The 19,161-nt window shown below is 64.6% G+C and carries 21 protein-coding genes and 3 pseudogenes; 9 read left to right on the top strand and 15 right to left on the bottom strand.

Translation table 11 applies throughout. The features are described 5' to 3' along the window. Positions 1-21 precede the first annotated feature (21 nt). From RX329_RS05065 to RX329_RS05045, 5 genes are all read left to right on the top strand, one after another. Positions 22-276, top strand: coding sequence for a hypothetical protein (locus tag RX329_RS05065; protein WP_018453322.1), 255 nt, complete (start codon positions 22-24; stop codon positions 274-276). Positions 277-948: 672 nt separating this feature from the next. Next, positions 949-2,091, top strand: a complete 1,143-nt coding sequence (locus RX329_RS05060; protein WP_018453321.1) for a type III PLP-dependent enzyme — start codon at positions 949-951, stop codon at positions 2,089-2,091. Between the two features lie 132 nt (positions 2,092-2,223). Next, positions 2,224-2,811, top strand: coding sequence for a GNAT family N-acetyltransferase (locus tag RX329_RS05055; protein WP_026232510.1), 588 nt, complete (start codon positions 2,224-2,226; stop codon positions 2,809-2,811). Positions 2,812-2,954: 143 nt separating this feature from the next. Next, positions 2,955-3,344 (top strand): RidA family protein, encoded by a 390-nt coding sequence (locus tag RX329_RS05050; RefSeq protein ID WP_085350702.1) that lies wholly within the window; start codon positions 2,955-2,957, stop codon positions 3,342-3,344. 48 nt (positions 3,345-3,392) lie between these two features. Continuing rightward, positions 3,393-4,835: a homospermidine synthase gene (locus RX329_RS05045; RefSeq protein ID WP_007615186.1), complete on the top strand. Its 1,443-nt coding sequence runs from the start codon at positions 3,393-3,395 to the stop codon at positions 4,833-4,835. 212 nt (positions 4,836-5,047) lie between these two features. Here the strand turns inward: RX329_RS05045 and RX329_RS05040 are convergent, their stop codons facing one another. From RX329_RS05040 to RX329_RS04995, 10 genes and pseudogenes are all read right to left on the bottom strand, one after another. After that, entirely contained in the window at positions 5,048-5,383 is a 336-nt protein-coding gene (locus RX329_RS05040) for a hypothetical protein (protein WP_026232509.1), read from the bottom strand. A 122-nt stretch (positions 5,384-5,505) separates the two neighbouring features. Continuing rightward, the gene (locus tag RX329_RS05035) at positions 5,506-6,525 is read right to left on the bottom strand and encodes a WD40 repeat domain-containing protein (protein WP_085385463.1); all 1,020 of its coding nucleotides are present in this window, start codon (positions 6,523-6,525) and stop codon (positions 5,506-5,508) included. After that, complete coding sequence (locus RX329_RS05030; protein WP_085350704.1) at positions 6,525-7,565, bottom strand: CobW family GTP-binding protein; 1,041 nt, start codon at positions 7,563-7,565, stop codon at positions 6,525-6,527. The genes RX329_RS05035 and RX329_RS05030 overlap by 1 nt, the downstream gene beginning before the upstream one ends. A 54-nt stretch (positions 7,566-7,619) precedes the next feature. Beyond that, positions 7,620-8,483 carry a metal ABC transporter substrate-binding protein gene (locus RX329_RS05025; RefSeq protein ID WP_085385465.1) on the bottom strand — a complete coding sequence of 288 codons (864 nt, stop codon included), beginning with the start codon at positions 8,481-8,483 and terminating at the stop codon, positions 7,620-7,622. Positions 8,484-8,488: 5 nt separating this feature from the next. Then, on the bottom strand, positions 8,489-9,358 hold the full coding sequence (locus RX329_RS05020) for a metal ABC transporter permease (RefSeq protein WP_007597190.1): 870 nt from the start codon (positions 9,356-9,358) through the stop codon (positions 8,489-8,491). A gap of 6 nt (positions 9,359-9,364) precedes the next feature. Beyond that, positions 9,365-10,120 carry a metal ABC transporter ATP-binding protein gene (locus RX329_RS05015; RefSeq protein ID WP_007597191.1) on the bottom strand — a complete coding sequence of 252 codons (756 nt, stop codon included), beginning with the start codon at positions 10,118-10,120 and terminating at the stop codon, positions 9,365-9,367. Positions 10,121-10,122: 2 nt separating this feature from the next. Then, positions 10,123-10,359, bottom strand: a complete 237-nt coding sequence (locus tag RX329_RS05010) for a hypothetical protein (protein ID WP_039798633.1) — start codon at positions 10,357-10,359, stop codon at positions 10,123-10,125. Positions 10,360-10,402: 43 nt separating this feature from the next. Beyond that, positions 10,403-10,902: pseudogene (locus tag RX329_RS05005) on the bottom strand (hypothetical protein). Further along, positions 10,899-11,510 carry a permease gene (locus tag RX329_RS05000; RefSeq protein ID WP_085350707.1) on the bottom strand — a complete coding sequence of 204 codons (612 nt, stop codon included), beginning with the start codon at positions 11,508-11,510 and terminating at the stop codon, positions 10,899-10,901. The pseudogene RX329_RS05005 and the gene RX329_RS05000 overlap by 4 nt, the downstream one beginning before the upstream one ends. A 227-nt stretch (positions 11,511-11,737) precedes the next feature. Further along, positions 11,738-12,334, bottom strand: a complete 597-nt coding sequence (locus RX329_RS04995; protein ID WP_007597204.1) for a superoxide dismutase — start codon at positions 12,332-12,334, stop codon at positions 11,738-11,740. A 237-nt stretch (positions 12,335-12,571) separates the two neighbouring features. On the opposite strand from RX329_RS04995, the gene RX329_RS04990 reads away from it, so the two are divergent. The 3 genes and pseudogenes from RX329_RS04990 to RX329_RS04980 form a co-directional block, all read left to right on the top strand. Beyond that, on the top strand, positions 12,572-13,099 hold the full coding sequence (locus RX329_RS04990; RefSeq protein ID WP_085350708.1) for a GNAT family N-acetyltransferase: 528 nt from the start codon (positions 12,572-12,574) through the stop codon (positions 13,097-13,099). Positions 13,100-13,181: 82 nt separating this feature from the next. After that, on the top strand, positions 13,182-14,567 hold the full coding sequence (locus RX329_RS04985) for an MATE family efflux transporter (RefSeq protein ID WP_085350709.1): 1,386 nt from the start codon (positions 13,182-13,184) through the stop codon (positions 14,565-14,567). Between the two features lie 51 nt (positions 14,568-14,618). Next, positions 14,619-14,690 (top strand): annotated as a pseudogene (locus tag RX329_RS04980) (DUF2147 domain-containing protein); the annotation flags it as partial. A gap of 4 nt (positions 14,691-14,694) precedes the next feature. Here the strand turns inward: RX329_RS04980 and RX329_RS04975 are convergent. Next, a complete protein-coding gene (locus RX329_RS04975) occupies positions 14,695-15,834 on the bottom strand; it encodes a DUF3095 domain-containing protein (RefSeq protein WP_085350710.1) in 1,140 nt (379 codons plus the stop codon). A 166-nt stretch (positions 15,835-16,000) separates the two neighbouring features. On the opposite strand from RX329_RS04975, the pseudogene RX329_RS04970 reads away from it, so the two are divergent. After that, positions 16,001-16,426: pseudogene (locus RX329_RS04970) on the top strand (hypothetical protein). A 4-nt stretch (positions 16,427-16,430) separates the two neighbouring features. Here RX329_RS04970 and RX329_RS04965 read toward each other — a convergent pair. The 4 genes from RX329_RS04965 to RX329_RS04950 all read right to left on the bottom strand — a co-directional run bounded on the left by RX329_RS04965 (position 16,431) and on the right by RX329_RS04950 (position 19,100). Continuing rightward, positions 16,431-16,646, bottom strand: coding sequence for a hypothetical protein (locus tag RX329_RS04965; RefSeq protein ID WP_026232507.1), 216 nt, complete (start codon positions 16,644-16,646; stop codon positions 16,431-16,433). 124 nt (positions 16,647-16,770) lie between these two features. Then, positions 16,771-17,493 (bottom strand): SDR family NAD(P)-dependent oxidoreductase, encoded by a 723-nt coding sequence (locus RX329_RS04960; protein WP_085350711.1) that lies wholly within the window; start codon positions 17,491-17,493, stop codon positions 16,771-16,773. Then, the gene (locus RX329_RS04955) at positions 17,486-18,868 is read right to left on the bottom strand and encodes a class I adenylate-forming enzyme family protein (RefSeq protein WP_085385469.1); all 1,383 of its coding nucleotides are present in this window, start codon (positions 18,866-18,868) and stop codon (positions 17,486-17,488) included. Before RX329_RS04955 ends, RX329_RS04960 begins: the two co-directional genes overlap by 8 nt. Continuing rightward, the gene (locus RX329_RS04950; protein ID WP_018453301.1) at positions 18,855-19,100 is read right to left on the bottom strand and encodes an acyl carrier protein; all 246 of its coding nucleotides are present in this window, start codon (positions 19,098-19,100) and stop codon (positions 18,855-18,857) included. Before RX329_RS04950 ends, RX329_RS04955 begins: the two co-directional genes overlap by 14 nt. Positions 19,101-19,161: the final 61 nt, after the last annotated feature.

Genomic DNA, 19,161 nt, shown 5'->3' with positions numbered 1-19,161 from the left:
AAGCCTAGGACCCCTGAGCTCATGAACGCGACCTCCTCGTCTTCCCGTCGGATCGTCTGGCCGAGCGTCATCACCGTCGTCAGCGCCGCCATCCTGATCGGCGCCGAGGTGTTCGGCGCGGCGTTTGCCGGCGGCTGGGCGCTCGCGATCCTGTTCGGGCTGGGCGAGCAAGGCACGCACATCCTTCAGGCCACGCTGTTTGCGCTCGGCGTGCTCGTGATGACGGCCTTCATCCGCGCCGCTCAACGCGTCGAGCCGTTCACGAAGCGCGGCTGAAGCGCGGACGCTCGCGAGTGACGCGCGCCGCGCAGAAAACTTAACGCGCGTTCATCTTTCGCGTCGCGCGCGCAACACTGCGCAAGCAGATGTTAGGCAATTCTGTTCGCAGCCTAAAAAATCTCTTGCGAAGCAGAGTCAAAACACTTATGTGCGGATTGCCCAATTTCGCACGTGCCTGTGGTCGTGTGTCAGTCGGTAGGTATCCGGACAAGAGGCCGGACAGCCGCCAAGGGGTGAAGAAGCCGAGGGGCTCTTCGGAAGTGTGGAAGTCGGAAGGCTCATCGCCGGAAGACGAAAGCAAACCCGGAGCGTCCAGCATCTCTCTCAAAGAGATGCCTTGTCGAAGGTGACTTTGCTCTTTGCAACCGTGACTGGCAGCCGGAGGCGAACCGGCGCACCCCGCTCTCAACGGGGGACGCGACTTAAAGCAACGACGGATCGGGCTTTTTTGGTCTCTACCGGCAGTCCAACGCCGGCGCGGGCTACTGAAAAGGCTTGTCCTTCATTGCCAGGTGTGCGGGCGGGAACATTCCCAACCAATCCACGGCAGCACAGTCTGATGTGAGTCTTTGGCTCGTCGCGCCTCCATCGCGCGATCTGGCCGGAGCGCTCTTATCCGACGTCATTTTTTGAACGGATCCCCGTCGCTGGGCCGTTTGGGAGAGTGCTATGACCGACCGTATCCAGGAATTCCTGCGCAACCGCCGCAGCGAGGGCCTCGACACCGAGCCGTGCCTCGTCGTCGACCTCGAAGTCGTGCGCGACAATTACCAGACCTTTGCCAAGGCGCTGCCCGACAGCCGCGTGTTCTATGCCGTCAAGGCGAACCCGGCGCCGGAAGTGCTGGCTTTGCTCGCCTCCATGGGCTCCTGCTTCGACACCGCGACGGTCGCCGAGATCGAGATGGCGCTGGCCGCCGGTGCGACGCCCGACCGCATCTCCTTCGGCAACACGATCAAGAAGGAGCGCGACATCGCGCGCGCCTTCGCGCTCGGCATTCGGCTGTTCGCGGTCGATTGCGCCGCCGAAGTCGAGAAGGTCGCCCGTGCCGCGCCCGGCGCAAAGGTGTTCTGCCGCATCCTCTATGACTGCGCCGGCGCCGAATGGCCGCTGTCGCGCAAGTTCGGCTGCGACCCGGAGATGGCCGTCGACGTGCTCGACGTTGCCAAGCGTCTGGGCCTGGAGCCGTGCGGCATCTCCTTCCATGTCGGCTCGCAGCAGCGCAAGGTGAAGGCGTGGGACCGTGCGCTGGCAATGGCCTCGCAGGTGTTCCGCGACTGCGCCGAGCGCGGCATCAACCTGACCATGGTCAACATGGGCGGCGGTTTCCCGACCAAGTACCTGAAGGACGTACCGCCGGTGGTGACCTACGGGCGCTCGATCTTCCGCGCGCTGCGCAAGCACTTCGGCAACCAGATTCCGGAGACCATCATCGAGCCGGGCCGCGGCATGGTGGGCAACGCCGGCATCATCGAGTCCGAAGTCGTGCTCATCTCGAAGAAGAGCGACGAGGACGAGGTGCGCTGGGTTTATCTGGACATCGGCAAGTTCGGCGGTCTCGCCGAGACCATGGACGAGTCGATCCGTTACGCCATCCGCACCCCGCATGACGGCGCGGACATGACGCCGTGCGTGCTCGCGGGCCCGACCTGTGACAGCGCCGACGTGCTGTACGAGAAGAACCCGTATCCGCTTCCGGTGACGCTCGAGATCGGCGACAAGCTGCTGATCGAAGGCACCGGGGCCTATACGTCGACCTACTCGGCGGTGGCTTTCAACGGCATCCCGCCGCTGAAAACCTACCACATCTGATCCGCCTCGCGTCTGAGGCCTGACGAACCCGGGAGCCGGCTTGCCGGCTCCCTCCCTGACATTTCGATCTCTGACGACGCCTTGAACTGGCGTGCTTTGCGCACGTCAGTTTCAAGCGGGGACTGACGCGCCATGACTGCTCTTCGGAAGACACAAATTGACCCCACTTCGAAAGCCGCTCCGTTCGCGATCCGTGCGGAGCGTGCTGTCGACGTTGCGATGCGTGAAGCGCTGCTCGATGCGTCCTTTGGCGAGAACCGCCATGGCCGTACCTGTCAGCGCCTGCGTGACGGACGCGCACCCGCTGCCGGCCTTGCGCTGGCCGCGATGCGCGAGGGGAAGCTCGTGGGAACCGTGCGGCTGTGGCACGTCAGCGCCGGAGGCAGGCCCGCTCTGGTCCTCGGACCGCTGGCAGTGGACCCTGCCTGCCGCGAGCTCGGGATCGGCGCCGCGCTGATGCAACAAGCGCTGGCTGCCGCCCGGGCGCGCGGGCATGCCGCCGTGATCCTGCTCGGCGATGCCCCCTATTACGCCCGCTTCGGCTTCTCGGCCGCCAACACCGGCGAGCTGTCGCTGCCCGGTCCGTTCGAGCGCGACCGCCTGCTGGCGATCGAATTCACAACAGGCGCGCTGGACGGCGCCGCCGGGATGATCGTCCCGACTGGTGCGGCCCTGCCCAAACGAAGGGTAGTTCGCGCCCTCCAGGCGCGCGCGGCTTAAGGATCGCCATGATGGCGACGACCTAGCCGCGTTAAGCGGCAACGCCCGGCTGTGCCTGCGTTAAGCTCCATTCCTTTGGGGTTGCGCAGGCCGGCAAATTGCGTAAACCCCACGAAATTCCTCTTCAGTCGAGGCCTACGACCATGTCCCGCCGCCTGATTTCCACCGGCTCCCCGTTCGAGAAGACCGCCGGCTACAGCCGCGCCGTGATCGACGGCGAGTTCGCCTTCGTCGCGGGAACCACCGGTTACGACTACACCACCATGACGATGCCGGCCGATGTCACGAGCCAGTCACGCAACTGCTTCAAGACCATCGAAGCTGCCCTGAAGGAGGGTGGCTTCGAGATGGCCGACATCGTCCGCGTGACCTACTACCTCACCAACATCAAGGATGCGGACGCGCATTTCGCGGTCTGCGGCGAAGTCCTCGGCGAGATCCGCCCGGCCGCCACGCTTCTCGTCGTCTCGGCGCTCTACAAGCCCGAGATGAAGGTCGAAATCGAAGCCACCGCCAAGCGCCGCAGCGCCTGAGCCATCCCTCACCATTTGTTCGCCAGCACGTTCCGGAGAAACCATCCCATGAGCCCCGCCTCGCAGATCTACGCGAAGATCACTGGTCCCATCGTCATGGTCGGCTTCGGCTCCATCGGCAAAGGCACGTTGCCGCTGATCGAGCGGCATCTCGATTACGACAAGTCGCGCGTTACCGTGATCGACCCAAAGGACGAGGGTCGCAAGGCTCATTGCGAGAAGCACAATGTGCGCTTCATCCAGAAGGGCGTGACCAAGGACAATTATCGGGAGTTGCTGACCCCGCTGCTCACTGAGGGCGGCGGCCAGGGCTTTTGCGTCAATCTCTCGGTCGACACCGGCTCCACCGACATCATGGAGCTCTGCAACGAGCTCGGCGCTCTCTATATCGACACCGTCAACGAGCCCTGGCTCGGCTTCTATTTCGACTCCTCGAAAGGCCCGGAAGCGCGCTCCAACTACGCCCTTCGCGAAGCGACGCTGGCCGCCAAGAAGGCGCGCCCTGCGGGGTCGACGACGGCCGTCTCCTGCTGTGGTGCCAATCCCGGCATGGTCTCGTTTTTCGTCAAGCAGGCGCTGCTCAACGTCGCCGCCGATCTGAAGCTCAATGCCCCCAAGCCGAAGACAAAAGCCGAATGGGCGGACTTGATGCGACAAGCCGGCATCAAGGGCATCCATATCGCCGAACGCGACACCCAGCGCTCCAAGAAGCCGAAAGAGCCCGATGTCTTCGTCAACACCTGGTCGGTGGAAGGTTTCCTGTCGGAAGGCGTGCAGCCCTCCGAGCTCGGCTGGGGCACCCACGAAAAATGGATGCCCGAGAATGCGCGGACTCACGAAGCCGGCTGCGGCGCTGCCATCTATCTGATGCAGCCCGGCGCCAACACGCGCGTGCGCACCTGGTGCCCGACCCGCGGCGCGCAGTATGGCTTCCTTGTCACCCACAACGAGTCGATCTCGATCGCTGACTATTTCACCGTGCGCGACGCATCGGGCACGGCGGTCTATCGGCCGACCTGCCACTATGCCTATCATCCGGCTGACGATGCCGTGCTGTCGCTGCATGAAATGTTCGGCCGCGCCGCGAAGATGCAGGAAAAGCACCACATCCTCGACGAGAACGAAATCGTCGACGGCATCGACGAACTCGGCGTGCTGCTGTTCGGCCATGACAACAATGCCTACTGGTACGGCTCGCAGCTCTCCATCGAAGAGACCCGCAAGCTCGCGCCCTATCAGAACGCCACCGGCCTGCAAGTGACCTCCGCCGTGCTCGGCGGCATGGTGTGGGCGCTGGAAAACCCGAACGAGGGCATCGTCGAAGCCGACGAGATGGATTTCGATCGTCTGCTGGAAATTCAGCTGCCGTATCTCGGCCCGGTGAAGGGTTTTTATACCGACTGGACGCCGCTGACGGACCGTCCGGGACTGTTCCCGGAGGACATCGACACTAGCGATCCCTGGCAGTTCCGGAATGTTCTGGTGCGGTGAGGCGGCGTCGCGCCACGGCCACTGCTGTCATGCCCCGCGACCCGGCTACGCCAAGGCTTAGCCGAGGTTGAGGTCCAGGCGCGCCGAACTTTAGCGTAAGCGGCAGGCGGGGCATCCAGTACGCCGCAGCATCTCCGTATCCACGCACAGCCTCTGGAATACTGGATCGGCCGCCTTCGCGGACGATGACAGCACCCGCGTAGATGCAGAACCTACTTCCTCTCGATCGGCGGCGCGATCTTCTCGGCTGGGGCTGGCGGCAATGCTGGTTTCGCCGCGCCGGCAGCGCCCTGCGTCTGCGGTTCGGGCCGCGCGGGCTCTGGGGCGGGCGTGGTCGGCCGGTCGCCGCCGGGCTTGGCTTCCGCGGGCTTATTCTGATCGTCGGACGGCGTGCCCTGAAGGGGTTGCGTCGCTTGGGCTGTCTGCATCCGGGTCTCGGCGCGGATTTGCGCCAGCGACATGCCTGACACCACGACGCCTGCCGCGAACAGCGAGCAGGCGACCATCAAGTCGAGCTTCAGTCTGCGCTTGTCATATTGGCCGGGCATGTCGATCACCGCCTTTGTCTGCGGGATCAACGAAATTGCCGCTCTGCGGTTCCCGCCCGTGGCGGCCGGAACTCGACGGCTGCGCGCCACATGGCCCCATCCACGGTCGGAACGATGACAGATTAAAGCTCGAGCAGGCCGCCATCACCATTTTCGTCGGCGAACGCCAACAGCGTCCCCTTCGCGTTCCAGGCGAGCGCGGCGACTGCGGGCGTGGCGTTGCGGCGGACGAGGATCTCGGCGCCGTCCTCCAGACGGACCATCAGCACGGTGCCGTCGCTGTAGCCGGCGGCGAAGATGTCGTTCCTGGGGTGGCAGGCGACGACCGACACGCGCGCCTGCAGCGGCGCGAGCATCGCTGGCTCCTTGCCCATCGGGCCATCCTTGCTAGCGAACGGCCACAGGATCACCGTGTCGGCGCCCGAGGTCGCCAGCGCCTTGCCGCCCGCGCTCCACGACATCGAGCGGACGCGGCTGGGATAGCCGGTCATGCGCATGTGCCTGTTGTCGGCAAGCCGCCAGCCGTGCAGCGCCGATTCGTGCATCGTGGTGACCAGGAATTTGTTGTCCGGGCTGAAGGTGACGCCGAGATGCGAGCCGGCCCAAGGCAGGAATTCGGCCGACCCCGCCATGTTGGGAAACCACAGCGTCGCGCCGTTGTAATGGGCGATCGCGAGACGCTGGCCCTTCGGCGCAAACGCGAGGCCGCCGACGGTCGAGGGCACCTCGAGCGACTTCTCCTCGCTCTTGCCGCTCTTGAAGAAAGCAGTCTTGCCAGCCGACCAGGCGTAGGCACCGTCCGGATGCAGCGCCACCGCATCGATCCAGCGCCGTTTCGGGTCGGTCGCAAGCAGCGTCACTTCGCCTTTGGCCTCGAGCGACACGACTTTTCCATCGTCGCCGCCCATCACGAGGCGCTTGCCGTCGGAGGCGGCCGAGAGAATGCCGCCGCTGTGCACGGCGATCTTGCTGATCTCACCCTGGCTATCCACGAGCGCGACATTCTCCTCGCCGCCGACGAAGGCGGCGCGGTTGCCAAGGAAATGCACGGAGGTCACGACCATGCCGAGCGCGAGCGATTTGACGCGCTCGGTGACGGAGACGATCGAGGCGGAATCGGCGGGTGGCGTAAACTCTTTCATCACGAGACGATGCAGCTCTCAAAACCCTGGCGAATGAGGTCTTGCGGCAATTCGCGACCGATGAAGACGAGGCGGCTCTCGCGCGGCTCGCCGTCCTTCCATTTGCGCTGGTGGTTGCCCTCCAGCATCATGTGGACACCCTGAAAGACGTAGCGGTCATCATCGTCGTGGAAAGCAAGGATGCCCTTGGAGCGCAGGATCTTGCCGCCCTCCACCTGCACCAGGTTCTGAAGCCAGGGCATGAACACGTTCGGATCGAGCGGCTTGTCGGTCTTGAGTGACAGCGACTGCATGTCCTCGTCGTGATAGTGCTTCAGGCCGTGGCCGTGATCATGATCGTGATGGTCGTGACCGTGATGGTGATGATCATGGTCATGATCCTCGGCATTCAGGAAGTCCGGCTCGATGTCGAGGATGCGGTCGAGATCGAAGGCGCCGCGATCGAGCACGTCGGCCAAAGCCACCGAGCAGCGCTCGGTGCGATGCAGTTTCGCATAGGGATTGATGGCGCGGATGCGGGCCTCGACCTCGGCAAGTTCTCCCTTGGAAACGAGATCGATCTTGTTCAGCACGATGACGTCGGCAAAGGCGATCTGGTTCTTGGCCTCAGGTGCATCCTTGAGGCGGTCGGATAGCCATTTGGCGTCCGCAACCGTGACCACCGCATCGAGGCGCGCGTTCTTCTGCACGTCCTCGTCGACGAAGAAGGTCTGGGCGACGGGGGCCGGATCGGCAAGACCGGTGGTCTCGACGATGATGGCGTCGAACTTGCCCTTGCGCTTCATCAGGCCTTCCATGATGCGCACGAGATCGCCGCGCACGGTGCAGCAGATGCAGCCGTTGTTCATTTCGAACACTTCCTCATCGGCACCGATGATGAGGTCGTTGTCGATGCCGATCTCGCCGAATTCGTTGACGATGACGGCGTATTTCTTGCCGTGGTTTTCCGACAGGATGCGGTTCAACAGCGTGGTCTTGCCCGCACCGAGATAGCCGGTCAGGACGGTCACGGGAATTTTTGGGGCGGTCGCTTCAGACATAACAACTCCGGACTTCGGGCTTTTCGCGCGACGCGAGGCGGGGTGGCCCCTGCCCTAGTGGTCAAGCGCACTGGTCAGGGCCTTTATATTGTGCCTGACCATATCAATGTAAGTGGGTGCAGGCCCCTTTTCGCCGGTCAAACCGTCCGAAATCAGGGTCCCACCGACTTTTGAGCCGGTCTCCGCCGCGATCCGCCGGATCAGCCGGTCGTCGCTGATATTTTCCAGGAACACGGCGGGGATTTTTTGGGCCTTGATCTGGCCGATGATGGTGGCGATGTCCCGCGCGCTGGGCTCGGTTTCCGTGGAGACGCCCAAGGGCGCGATGAACTGGACGCCGTATTCGGCGGCGAAATAGCCGAAAGCGTCATGGGTCGAAATCACCTTGCGACGCTCCTGCGGGATCTTGGCCACGGCTTCGCGGACCTCGCGGTCGAGCGTTTCGAGCTTTTCCAAATAGGCCTTGGCCTGGGCGCGGAAGAACTCCGCATCGTCCGGGTCGACCGCGGCCAGCGCATTGGCGATGTCGGTGACGTAGATTTTGGCGTTGGGGACCGACTGCCAGCCATGCGGATCTGCGGCCGAGCCGAGCTTGAGCGGCGCGATGCCGGCGCTCACGATAACCACCTGCGCCTTGCTGCCCGAGGACTGCACGAGCCGTGGCAGCCAGCCCTCGAGACCAAGCCCGTTGACGATGACCAGCTTTGCGTCCGCGATCCGCTTCGCATCGCTTGGCGCGGGCGCGTAGACATGGACGTCGCTGTCGGCCCCGACCAACGTCGTCAGATTGATCCGGTCGCCGCCGACATTACGGACGAAGTCGGCCAGGATCGAGAAGCTCGCGACGACTTTCAGTTGCTCAGCGGCGTGCAGCGGCGAGGCGATCAGCATAAGCACACAAAGCAGGATGCGCCGCATCGCTATCACGCTTCCAAATGCCGGCCGGGAAACAGCTGCCTAACGACGCCGCCGACCCGGCCGAACAGGACGGAGACGGTGTAGAGCGCGCTTGCCACCAGAATGATCGCAGGACCCGACGGCACACGGGTCTGGAACGACAGCACGAGACCTGCATAGCCGGACACGGCGGCAGCGACGACCGCGATGCAGATCATGACGGTGAGATCGCGCGACCAGAACCGCGCGATGCCGGCCGGCAGGATCATCAGGCCGACCGCGAGCAGCGTGCCGAGCGCCTGAAAGCCGTTGACGAGGTTGATCACGACCAGCGCGAGGAAAGCGAGATGCGCAGGCCCGCCGGCCCGGCTGACGGTGCGCAAAAACAGCGGATCGACGCTTTCGATCACCAGCGGACGGTAGATCACGGCGAGCACCAGCAGCGTGACCGTGGCGTTGAATGCGACGACCAGCAGCGTCTGGTCGTCCATCGCGAGAATATTGCCGAACAGCACGTGCAGCAGGTCGATATTGGTGCCCTTGATCGAGACGATGGTGACGCCGAGCGCCAGCGAGGCCAGATAGAAGGTCGCGAGCGAGGCATCCTCCTTCAACCCGGTCGAGCGCGCGACGAGGCCTGCGAGGATTGCGACGGCAAAACCTGCGATCAGGCCTCCGGCCGTCATCGCGAACAGATTGAGACCGGAGAGCAGGAAACCGACAGCGGCGCCGGGTAGGATTGCATGTGCCATGGCGTCGCCGACCAGGCTCATCCGCCGCAACATCAGGAACACGCCGATCGGCGCACCCGCGAGCGACAGCGCGATAACGGCCGCGAGCGCACGTCGCATGAACTCGAATTCGGTGAACGGGCCGATCAACGCGTCATAGAGCATCGGATATCAAGCCGCCCGTGAGCGGGCATCATCGGCCGAGCAGGCGGCGGCGCTGTCGTCGAAGGCTTCGCACATCCGCATCGCCACCATCAGGTTTTCCGGCGTCAGCACCTCCGCCGTCGGGCCCCACGCCACGGGGCCGCGCGCCAGCACCAGCGTCTCGCTGAAATGGGTGCGCACCATCTCCATGTCGTGCAGTGCGGCGAGCACTGTGCGGCCCTCGCCATGCCAGTGCTTCACCAGCGCCAGCAGATCGGCCGTGGTTTTGCTGTCGATGGCGTTGAAAGGCTCGTCCAGCACGATCAGCCGGGCGTCCTGGAGCAGCACGCGCGCGAACAGCACGCGCTGCATCTGGCCGCCCGAGAGCGTTCCGATCGGGCGGTTTTCGAAACCGTTGAGGCCAACGGAAGCGATCGCGCGGAGGATCTTTTCGCGCGCCGCCTTGCCGATGCCGCCGAACAGGCCGGTCCCACGCCACAGCCCGGTGGCGACGAAATCCAGCACCGAGATCGGGAAGCTGCGGTCGATCTCCGCACTCTGCGGCAGATAGGCGATATCGCGGCTGTCGAGCCCGCCGAGATGGATGCTGCCGTCGAGCGGCCTGAGGATGCCGACGATGCCGCGCAGCAGCGTCGACTTGCCGGCGCCGTTCGGGCCGATCACGGCCAGCAGCGCGCCCGGCGCGACCTCCCCATTGAGGTGGTGCACGGCCGGATGGCGGTCATAGCCGAGCGTAACGTTGTGGAAATGCAGCGCCGCCATGGTCACCTCATCGCCAGGAAGACCACGCCCCAAAGCACGGCGCAGACCGCGAGCGCGGCCGCGAGACGGGCGGCCATCGTCATGCGCAGGATCGACCAGTGCGCCGCCTGAGCCGGATGCGGAGAGGCCGCACCGTGGACATGTGCGTGGGTGTGATCGTGTCCATGCGAATGCCCGTCGTCATGGGAATGGCTATGAGCATGATCGCTATGATGGGCTTGGGACGCGGCGGGAACCATTCCTGGATGTTATATTATAACATTACAGCTGTCCATGCCGGGCTCAGGGTTTGCCGATCAGCATGGCGATGGCGGCGGCGACGAACGGGAACGGCACCGAAACCGCGCAGCGGAACCAGACGAAACGGGCCGGCATGAACGGAACTTCCCACAAAATCACCCGTTGGAAGGCAAATAGCGCCCAAGCGACGACATAGGCGACCACCTGCGGCACCCCACCACCCGATTTCAGGGCCACCGTCCCGATCGAGAACCCGATTACCGGGCCACCGGGCGTCGCGGCCCCGGCGACCACGGCAGTCGCGACCCCCAGCCAGCCGCTGTCCGGGCCGAGCCAGCCGCTGATCACCTCCTGTGGGATGATAGCGGCGATGTAGCCGGAGCCGATCACCCCCAGCGCGATCCGCGGCACGATGTTGATGAAGTCCATCGAGCCTTCGCGCAGCGAGGCCTTGAACACCGGTGGGCCACGGCGAAAGGCGATCAGGCCAACGCCGAACACCGAACCCACAACAGGATGTCGATCAGGAGCGCGGCGCTCATGTCTCGTCGTCCTTCATGGCCGGCTTCGGACAAAGCCGGACATAGACGAAGCGGCCGAGCGCGCCTGCGAGCACCGGCAACGGCAGCGAGATGAGGATGCGCCACAGCGTGAAGTCGGTGCCCATAATCGGGATTTCCCAGGCGACCGCCCGGCCATAGCCGATCAAGGTCCAACTCACGACCATGGCGATGGTGGCACCGAAATCGGCGCCGACCGCCAGCAGCGCACTCGCCACGGGATAGGCGGTGAAGGGACCGCCGGGCAGGATCGCGCCGAAGGCGGTGCCGATCAGAAGGCCTTTCAGGCCCGATTTCGGCCCGAGCGCGCGCGAGACTTTTTCGTGCGGCAGGATCTCGGAGATGAACGCACCGAGCAGGCAGCCGGCCAGCACGCGGGGCAGGATGCCGCCGAACAGCGAGAGATCGTGGGTCAGTATCTCGAGAACACCGTCGGTGCCATCACGCCGCCAGACCAGACCTGCGCTCACCGCCACAAGGGCTGCGATGATGATGGTCGACCAGCCGATCGGCTTGCGCACGCGACCCGGCCGCGGCTCGGATTCCGCGTCCTCGGCGGATGCCGGGTCTTTCGAGGAAGGATCTGACAACGGGCGCGTTCGGCTCGAGGGCGATGCCCGTCCTGCTTAAGGGCGCCGCAGATGCGATGCAAACAGTACGATGACGGGAGCGATGCGCACCTCGCGCAGGGCCATGCGAGGCGAAGTGCGAATTCCGCACAACAAAAAGGCGGCCGCGCCTCGACCGCCTTTCAATTCCGTCATTCCGGAGCGGCAAAGCCGGCCCCGGAATGCGTGAAGCCCAGGCCTCGTCGAACTCAGGCCTTGTCGAACAGCGACTCGACGTATTCCCAGTTCACGAGGTTCTCGACAAACGCCTTCAGATAGTCGGGACGGCGGTTGCGGTAGTCGATGTAGTAGGAGTGCTCCCAGACGTCGCAGCCGAGGATCGGGGTGGCGCCGTGCACCAGCGGATTCTCGCCGTTCGGGGTCTTGGAAATCTCGAGCTTGCCGTTCTTGACCTGGAGCCAGCACCAGCCGGAGCCGAACTGGCCGACGCCGGCCGCCTGGAAGTCCGTCTTGAACTTCTCGAAGCCGCCGAGGTCCTCGTTGATCTTCTTCTCGATCTTGCCCGGCAGCTTGGTGCCGCCGCCATTGGGCTTCATCCAGCTCCAGAAATGGATGTGGTTGTAGTGCTGGCCGGCATTGTTGAACACCGCGGGGTTCTTGCCGAACGAGCCCTTGACGATCTCCTCAAGGGACTTGCCTTCCCATTCGGTGCCCTTGAGCGCGTTGTTGCCGTTGGTGACATAGGCCTGATGATGCTTGTCGTGGTGGAATTCGAGCGTTTCCTTCGACATGAATTGTCCGAGGGCGTCATAGGCGTAGGGGAGTGGGGGCAGCGTAAAGGTCATGGGTGTTGTCCGCGACTGATGGGGAACGAGACTTAACGGTCACCCCTTATAGAAGGTTCCGCGGCTGTTAAATACCGCGAATTTTCCAAAAGGCATGGTGCGGCGGCTTAGCCGGATTGCATAAAATCGTCGCAAGAATGTAGGGCGTTTGAACCAGGCCATAAAATATCATTGCCTTTGAGGTGCTTATGGCAGAACGACACGCACCGACGGCGCGGAGACGCGAAAGAGAGAGCCATGAGCATCGAGATCGACATTTTGAACGGCGACGCCTCTTGGCGGATCGCGGAGCCGCTGCACCAGGCGGTCTTCGGACCTGATATCGTCGGGAAGCAGCCCTGGGCCCACGTCAAATGGGCCAATGCCGACCTGCGCGTTCTGATCGAGACGCCCGAGGATGGTCTCGTCTGCCATGTCGGCATCTATTTTCGCACCGTCACCTGGAACGGGCAGAAGGTTCACATCGGCGGCATCGGCGGCGTCTGCACGCGGGAGGACCGGCGCGGCCGCGGCTATGCGACCATGGCGATCGATGCCGCGGTGCATACCATGCGCGCCAACGAGGCGGTCCGCTTCGCGCTGCTGTTCTGCGAGCCGCACAATGTCGCGTTCTACGAGGCCCGCAGCTGGCTCCCCTTCAAGGGCGAGGTCTATTGCGAGCAGCCGGAGGGGCGGATCCGCTTCACCCACATGGCGCCCTATGTCTGCAACATCGTCAGCGCGCCGACACTCGGCACTATCGACCTCTGCGGCCTGCCCTGGTGAGCCCTGCGTGAGGCGCGGCTGGTGCCGGCGCTGCGCGCCATATAATATGTCGATCATCATCCAATATTCCGCGCGGTGACACATGACGATCGACGCCTCGATAGACGCCATGCCGCCGCCTGCCCCGGTCGCCTCGCCCATCGCCAGCTTGCTGACGGCCCCGATCCTGCCGACGCTGCTGCGGCTCGCGATCCCCAACATGATCGCGATGGTCGGCAGCACGCTGGTCGCGGTCGCCGAGACCTCCTATATCGGCCGGCTCGGCACCATTCCGCTCGCAGCGATCGCGCTGGTGTTTCCATTCGCCATGCTGACGCAGATGATGAGCGCGGGCGCGATGGGCGGCGGCGTCTCGTCTGCGATCAGCCGCGCGCTCGGCGCAGGCGACCGGAACCGTGCGGCGACGCTGGCGCTGCATGCCGCCATCATCGGCCTCTGCGGCGGGCTTTTCTTCACGGTGACGATGCTCGTCTTCGGCCGCTCGTTCTTCGCGCTGCTGGGCGGGCGCGAGCGTGTGCTCGAGGAAGCCAGCGGCTATTCGCAAATGCTGTTCTCCGGCGCGGTCGCGATCTGGCTCGTCAACACGCTGGCCTCGGTGATCCGCGGCACCGGCGACATGCGTCTGCCCTCGATGGCGCTGATCGGGACGAGCGTGCTCCAGATCGCGCTCGGCGGCACGCTGGGGCTCGGCCTGTTCGGCGTGCCGCAATTCGGCATGCCCGGAGTGGCCGCCGGTCAGTTGATCGCATTCACCTGCGCTGCGATCTTCTTCCTCTGGTATCTCTGGTCCGGCCGCAGCCGGCTGCCGCTGGATTTCGGCGCCTTCCATTTCGATCGCGCGTTGTTCTTCGACATCCTCAAGGTCGGCGCGGTCGCCTGCCTGTCGCCGCTCCAGACCGTGCTCACCATTTTGATCTTCACCAAGATCCTGGCGACCTTCGGCACCGAGATGCTGGCCGGTTACGGCATCGGCTCGCGACTGGAATTCTTGCTGATCCCGATCACCTTCGCCTTCGGCATCGCATCGGTGCCGATGGTCGGCATGGCGATGGGCGCCGGACAGGTGAAGCGCGCGCGGCGCGTGGCCTGGACCGCGGCCGGGGCCTCGGGACTTACCGTCGGCCTGATCGGCCTCATCATCGCGCTCGATCCATCCCTGTGGGTTTCGCTCTTCACCAGGGATCCCGGCGTTGCCGCCGCCGCGCACAGCTACTTCCACTGGGCAGGCCCGACCTTCGTGTTCTTCGGCGTGGGCGTGTCGCTGTATTTCTCCTCGCAAGGCGCGGCGCGGGTCGGCGGTCCCGTGCTCGCCTCCACCGCGCGGCTGCTGATCGTCGCGATCGGCGGCGGCGGCCTCATGATGGCGCAGGCTCCGGCCTGGACCCTGTTCGCGCTGGTCGGCGGCGCCATGGCGGTATTCGGGCTGTCGACCGCGGCCTCGGTCGCCTTCGTGCGCTGGGTCAAATAAGCGCAGGTCATTGCACGCAGGCAAATAAACGCGGGAATGTGATTCCATCCGGATTCGCTGCGGGTCGAAGGCTGCGTCGGCGCGCTCTGCGGCGGCGAAACCTGGACGCGGGCGGGGCGCTAGCGCTTCACGCCGTCATCGCCTTCAGCGCCGTCGCCGCCGAGGCGTAGCCGCCCCGCGCGCCGTCGATAAAATGGACGTGATCGCTGCGCAACGCCGACGGGGTGAAGCAGGTCATCATCGCAGCGTCCTGCTGATAGAGGCCGTAACGCACGATGCCGTCGCGCGCGGCAATCGCGAGGCGATCGCTGAGGGCGCGTTCGAGCTCCGGCGTACAGTCGAGGATCATGCGCAGGCCGTCGTCATATTTTCGGAAGTCGGAGTTCTCCACGACCTGCCGTGTATAAAGCTTCGGCACGAAGCCGCCGACTTTGAGATCGAAGCGCATGATCAGATAGACGAAAAGGGTGTAGGCCAGCACGCTGGCGCGGCGTGCGAGCAACGGACCTCCGCGCTTGGTGCGCGCCTCATATTCCAGCCCTTGCGGCGGCCATGTCAGCGGCGGCCCTTGTGGCGGCACGGGACGACCGGCATCCGGGCTGCGCTCGACGAGATGGATGATGTCCTCGATCACGTTGCGGAATGCCGAGGGATCGGCGCCTTGGGCCGGCATGACCAGCACGGACAGGATCAGGCCGCGCGCAGCCGGAATCACCTCGAAGCGGCAGGACAGGCCGGAGAGATCGGGCTGCGTCCCCGCGGGCGCTTCGGTGATCGCAAACTCGCCGCGCTTCATCGCTGCGTCCGCCCAGGCGAGCCCGCCGCCAGAAAACATCGCATAGGACAAATTGGCCGACGGTCCGAAGCGCGCGACGCGCACGTCTAGGCCATGCGCGCGAATGACGCTCACCGGCACCAGCGCGACGCGCATCCGCAAGTCGAGATCTTCCCGCACCCAGGTCGCGGTCGCAGCCAAAGCCTCGCGGGCCAGTTCGAGATCATTAGGCGCGACCGCAAAACTCGCGCCGTCGCCGCCGAACACGAAGGGAAATTCGCGTCCCTCCAATGCATTCGTCACGGCCGCGATCACGGCGGCACCGGCCATGTTCACCGCCTTGTAGCGCTGCGCCGCGATGGCCTTGGTCGAATCCACGATGTCGGCAACGCCGACGCTCCAGTCGTCGGGCAGCGGCGAATACAAAGCGGGGTCCATCAGACTGGTGAAGCCGCGAAAGACCGGAATGCCGCTATAGAACGCTGATGTCATCGGATGATGCCGGATGGTTGGGACGCACGTCCAAAGGGACATACGTAGAAGAATCGATTCGGTTCGCCAGGCGCGCGCCCTTGCAACCATTGGCCGAAATGGACCCGGACAACAAGATGAGGGCGCACTGCAATGCCACAGAAGGTCATTAAACGGTTGACCGTAAATGGCGTCTAGTCTCGATGATCTGACATGGTTGCGCGGGAACATCGACGTGTCCGACTTCGACAGGAAGGACTCCATCGCTCCGGCAAGCCGGCGCACTGGGCGTGATCCGATCAGCGCGGTGAAGACGCCGGAAAGCCTGACCGCGGCCGTGGATAGCTGGGCCGAAACCCATCACCTGTAGCGCTCGGAAGCCATCGGTAAGCTGGTCGAGCTCGGCCTGAAGGTCGCGCCCCCGGCACTCCCGCCAGGGCACCCGCTCGCTTCGGATGCCACCAGGATCGAAGAGCTTGCGGTGCGTGAACTCGAGGGACTGCTCGATCCTGCGCTGTCTGAAGACGAACGCGAGCGCCGGATCCGCCGCCTGACCGAGGGCCCGCCGGAGTTCTCACACGAACGGATTGACCTGCCGAAGCATCGGACCTGAATGTCTAGTGCAGCTTCTCGCCCACGCGCTTGCGTAGCGCGGAGGCGGGAACGTCATGGCAGCCGACAAGACGCACGAATTTCTGCGGATACATTTCGTAACCGTGGTCACCGGAATTTTGGTGAGACATCGGCTCGCAGTGAACGGGCTCGCAGTGAACGTCGCTTTGCTCTGCGCAAGATGGCTTTACCGACGCCTTGTCCGGGCTCGAAGCGGTCATGGACTGCTCCCTATCGATTAGGGCAGATCGATTGACGTAACCCAATCGATTGCGCGGGATCTTACGACCAAATCCGGACGATGTCATTGCGCCGGATCAATGCAATTGTGGCGATGAGTTCCACCTACGCCGTATTGCCCGCGTCGACCGTAAACACGGTACCCGTCACATTGCGACCGCCCTCTCCCAGCAAATACTCCACCATCCGCGCGACGTCGTCGGTCTCCGGCAGGCGGCGCAGCGCGCTGCGGCCGGCGATGCGCTTGCGGCTGTCGTCAGACAGGTTGTGCGTCAGCTCGGTGTCGATGAAACCGGGCGCGATCGCGTTCACGGTGATGCCGAGCTTGCCGACCTCGCGCGCGAGCGAACGGGTGAAGCCGGTGGCGGCGGCCTTGGTCGCACCGTAAACCGAGAGGCCATTATAGCCGGTCGTCGCGATAATCGAGGAGATGTTGATGATGCGGCCGGCGCCGTCGGCCATCATCTGGCGCGCGACATATTTGGTGAGAATGATCGGCGACAGCACGTTGAGCTGCACCAGCGCCTCGATCTCGGAATTGTGCATGGTCGCGAGCAAGCCTTCGGTGCCGAGGCCGGCATTGTTGACGAGGCCGTAGATCGGGCCGAATTCATCGCGCACGAGTTTTGCGTAGGCGGGGATCGCGTCGATCACGGCGAGGTCGCAAGCGCGAAAATGCAGGCGCCCTTCCGACCCGGCAATCGCCGCCTTGAGCTCGTCGCTCTCGCGCCGCGCCGCCGCGATCACGTTGTAGCCGCCATCAACAAGCCGCTGGCCGATCGCAAGGCCGATACCGCGGCTACCGCCGGTGACGAGAACATTATGCATCGGTGCGCGCCAGTTTGCCGGCCGGGGTGACGTCGAGCGCCTCGACGAAGCGGATCACCGCCGGCACCTTGTGGGAGGCGAGCTGAGCGCGGCACTGATCCAGAATCTGGTCGCGGATCTCTTTCGCGCGCGCCGGATCGGTGCCGTCGGCGAGGATCACGTCGGCGACGACGATGCCGCCGGTGATCGGGCTCTTGCGTGACTTCGCCCGCGACATCCGCACATCGAGATGACGGTTGATCACCGCCTCGATCTCTTCGGGGTGAACCTTCAGCCCACCGATATTGATGATGCCGCCGCGGCGGCCAACGAAATAGTAGCGGTCGCCGCGCAATTCGACGATATCGCCGCTATCGACATACCCGTCTGCATCGGTGAGCGCAGCCGCGTCGCGGCCGATATAGGCGTGCGCCGTGCGCGTCGAACGGATACGTAGCGAGCCGTCGACGACCTTCATTTCGACGCCGTTGCGGTTGCCGAGGTAGTCCGCCGGAAAGCCTTCCAGCCCGTCATTGACGGCAAAGCCGACGCCGGCCTCGGTTGACGCATAGGCATGGCCGACGGAGGAATTCGGGAACGCCGCTTTCAGGCCGTCCAGCACCGCCTGGTCGGCGATCTCGCCGGAGAGGCGGACATAGCGCGGCGCGAACTGCGCGGCCGAGCCGCTCATCAACAGCTTGCGCCAGTGCGAGGGCGTGCCGGAGATGTGGGAGACGCCCCGCGCGTTCAGCCGCGTGACGTGATCGGCGAGCGCCTCATGCGGATCGGACAGCACCATCGAGCCGCCCGAGAGGACGGCGCGGAGGAATATCTGCAGGCCGCCATAGCGGCGGATGTCGTAGAACGTCGCCCATACCGGCGCGGGTCCGCGCGCCGGGCCTTCGGCGACGATGGCGCCGGTGAGTGCTTCCAGCGTATGGCCGACGATTTTCGGCACGCCCGACGTGCCCGAGGTGAGCATCAGCCATTCCGTGGCGCGTTCGGTCCTGGCCGGCGCTGTGGCTTGAAGCGGCAGTTGTGCGGTGACGACCAGCGGCACGCCAGTCTCGGCCCAGCGATCGGGCTCGTCGGTGACAACGGCATCGATCCCGGCATCCGCCATCAGCGCGTCGAGATGCGCCGGGTTGAGATCCGGCGGGCACAGCAGCATGCGGCGGGCAATACCGTCGAGCTCGATCATGGCAAGACCCGATCGGAGCTGGTCGGACAATTTCAGCAGCACCGCGCGGCCGGACAGCTCGCCCAGGCGGCCACCCAGGACCGTCTGCGACAGGATATCCGTCAACGACACGACATCGTGCGCGTCCGACAGCGTGCGGCCGGTCAGCTCCGCGCCGAGATGGTCGCGGAGCGCAAAGATCTCACGCGGGGACATTTTCGTAGGCCCGCACGAAATCGCCCACGGTGGCGGGGAACGCTGCGTCCTCGGAAATGGTGAAAGGGTCGACGCCGGTCTCGTCCTCGAGGCGCGCCACCAGGATGGCGAAGGCGAGCGAGTCGAAGCCCGTCTCGTGCAGGGACAGCTCGTCCGAGAGTGCGGGAAGCGCGACGTGCTGCTCTTTGGCGATCTGCTGGATCGCTTCAATGACCTTAGACCGTACCGACATGGCTGGCTCGCTTCTGTTGTCGTTCGTGTTGCGGCGGTTCTTGATGACCGCCTCCCTTGCC

The sequence above is a fragment of the Bradyrhizobium sp. BWC-3-1 genome (genome assembly GCF_032917965.1).
GTDB lineage: Bacteria > Pseudomonadota > Alphaproteobacteria > Rhizobiales > Xanthobacteraceae > Bradyrhizobium > Bradyrhizobium canariense_D.
This window is presented reverse-complemented; position numbering and strand designations above follow the sequence as displayed.

What these genes read in the sequence shown, in the direction of transcription:
- RX329_RS05030 (WP_085350704.1), bottom strand. Translation starts at nt 7,565, where the DNA reads ATGTCTGAAGCGACCGCCCCAAAAATTCCCGTGACCGTCCTGACCGGC.
- RX329_RS05055 (WP_026232510.1), top strand. Translation starts at nt 2,224, where the DNA reads ATGACTGCTCTTCGGAAGACACAAATTGACCCCACTTCGAAAGCCGCT.
- RX329_RS05020 (WP_007597190.1), bottom strand. Translation starts at nt 9,358, where the DNA reads ATGCTCTATGACGCGTTGATCGGCCCGTTCACCGAATTCGAGTTCATG.
- RX329_RS04990 (WP_085350708.1), top strand. Translation starts at nt 12,572, where the DNA reads ATGAGCATCGAGATCGACATTTTGAACGGCGACGCCTCTTGGCGGATC.
- RX329_RS05010 (WP_039798633.1), bottom strand. Translation starts at nt 10,359, where the DNA reads ATGGTTCCCGCCGCGTCCCAAGCCCATCATAGCGATCATGCTCATAGC.
- RX329_RS04955 (WP_085385469.1), bottom strand. Translation starts at nt 18,868, where the DNA reads ATGTCCCCGCGTGAGATCTTTGCGCTCCGCGACCATCTCGGCGCGGAG.
- RX329_RS05065 (WP_018453322.1), top strand. Translation starts at nt 22, where the DNA reads ATGAACGCGACCTCCTCGTCTTCCCGTCGGATCGTCTGGCCGAGCGTC.
- RX329_RS05050 (WP_085350702.1), top strand. Translation starts at nt 2,955, where the DNA reads ATGTCCCGCCGCCTGATTTCCACCGGCTCCCCGTTCGAGAAGACCGCC.
- RX329_RS05045 (WP_007615186.1), top strand. Translation starts at nt 3,393, where the DNA reads ATGAGCCCCGCCTCGCAGATCTACGCGAAGATCACTGGTCCCATCGTC.
- RX329_RS04960 (WP_085350711.1), bottom strand. Translation starts at nt 17,493, where the DNA reads ATGCATAATGTTCTCGTCACCGGCGGTAGCCGCGGTATCGGCCTTGCG.
- RX329_RS05060 (WP_018453321.1), top strand. Translation starts at nt 949, where the DNA reads ATGACCGACCGTATCCAGGAATTCCTGCGCAACCGCCGCAGCGAGGGC.
- RX329_RS04950 (WP_018453301.1), bottom strand. Translation starts at nt 19,100, where the DNA reads ATGTCGGTACGGTCTAAGGTCATTGAAGCGATCCAGCAGATCGCCAAA.
- RX329_RS04975 (WP_085350710.1), bottom strand. Translation starts at nt 15,834, where the DNA reads ATGACATCAGCGTTCTATAGCGGCATTCCGGTCTTTCGCGGCTTCACC.
- RX329_RS04965 (WP_026232507.1), bottom strand. Translation starts at nt 16,646, where the DNA reads ATGACCGCTTCGAGCCCGGACAAGGCGTCGGTAAAGCCATCTTGCGCA.
- RX329_RS04985 (WP_085350709.1), top strand. Translation starts at nt 13,182, where the DNA reads ATGACGATCGACGCCTCGATAGACGCCATGCCGCCGCCTGCCCCGGTC.
- RX329_RS04995 (WP_007597204.1), bottom strand. Translation starts at nt 12,334, where the DNA reads ATGACCTTTACGCTGCCCCCACTCCCCTACGCCTATGACGCCCTCGGA.
- RX329_RS05025 (WP_085385465.1), bottom strand. Translation starts at nt 8,483, where the DNA reads ATGCGGCGCATCCTGCTTTGTGTGCTTATGCTGATCGCCTCGCCGCTG.
- RX329_RS05015 (WP_007597191.1), bottom strand. Translation starts at nt 10,120, where the DNA reads ATGGCGGCGCTGCATTTCCACAACGTTACGCTCGGCTATGACCGCCAT.
- RX329_RS05035 (WP_085385463.1), bottom strand. Translation starts at nt 6,525, where the DNA reads ATGAAAGAGTTTACGCCACCCGCCGATTCCGCCTCGATCGTCTCCGTC.
- RX329_RS05040 (WP_026232509.1), bottom strand. Translation starts at nt 5,383, where the DNA reads ATGCCCGGCCAATATGACAAGCGCAGACTGAAGCTCGACTTGATGGTC.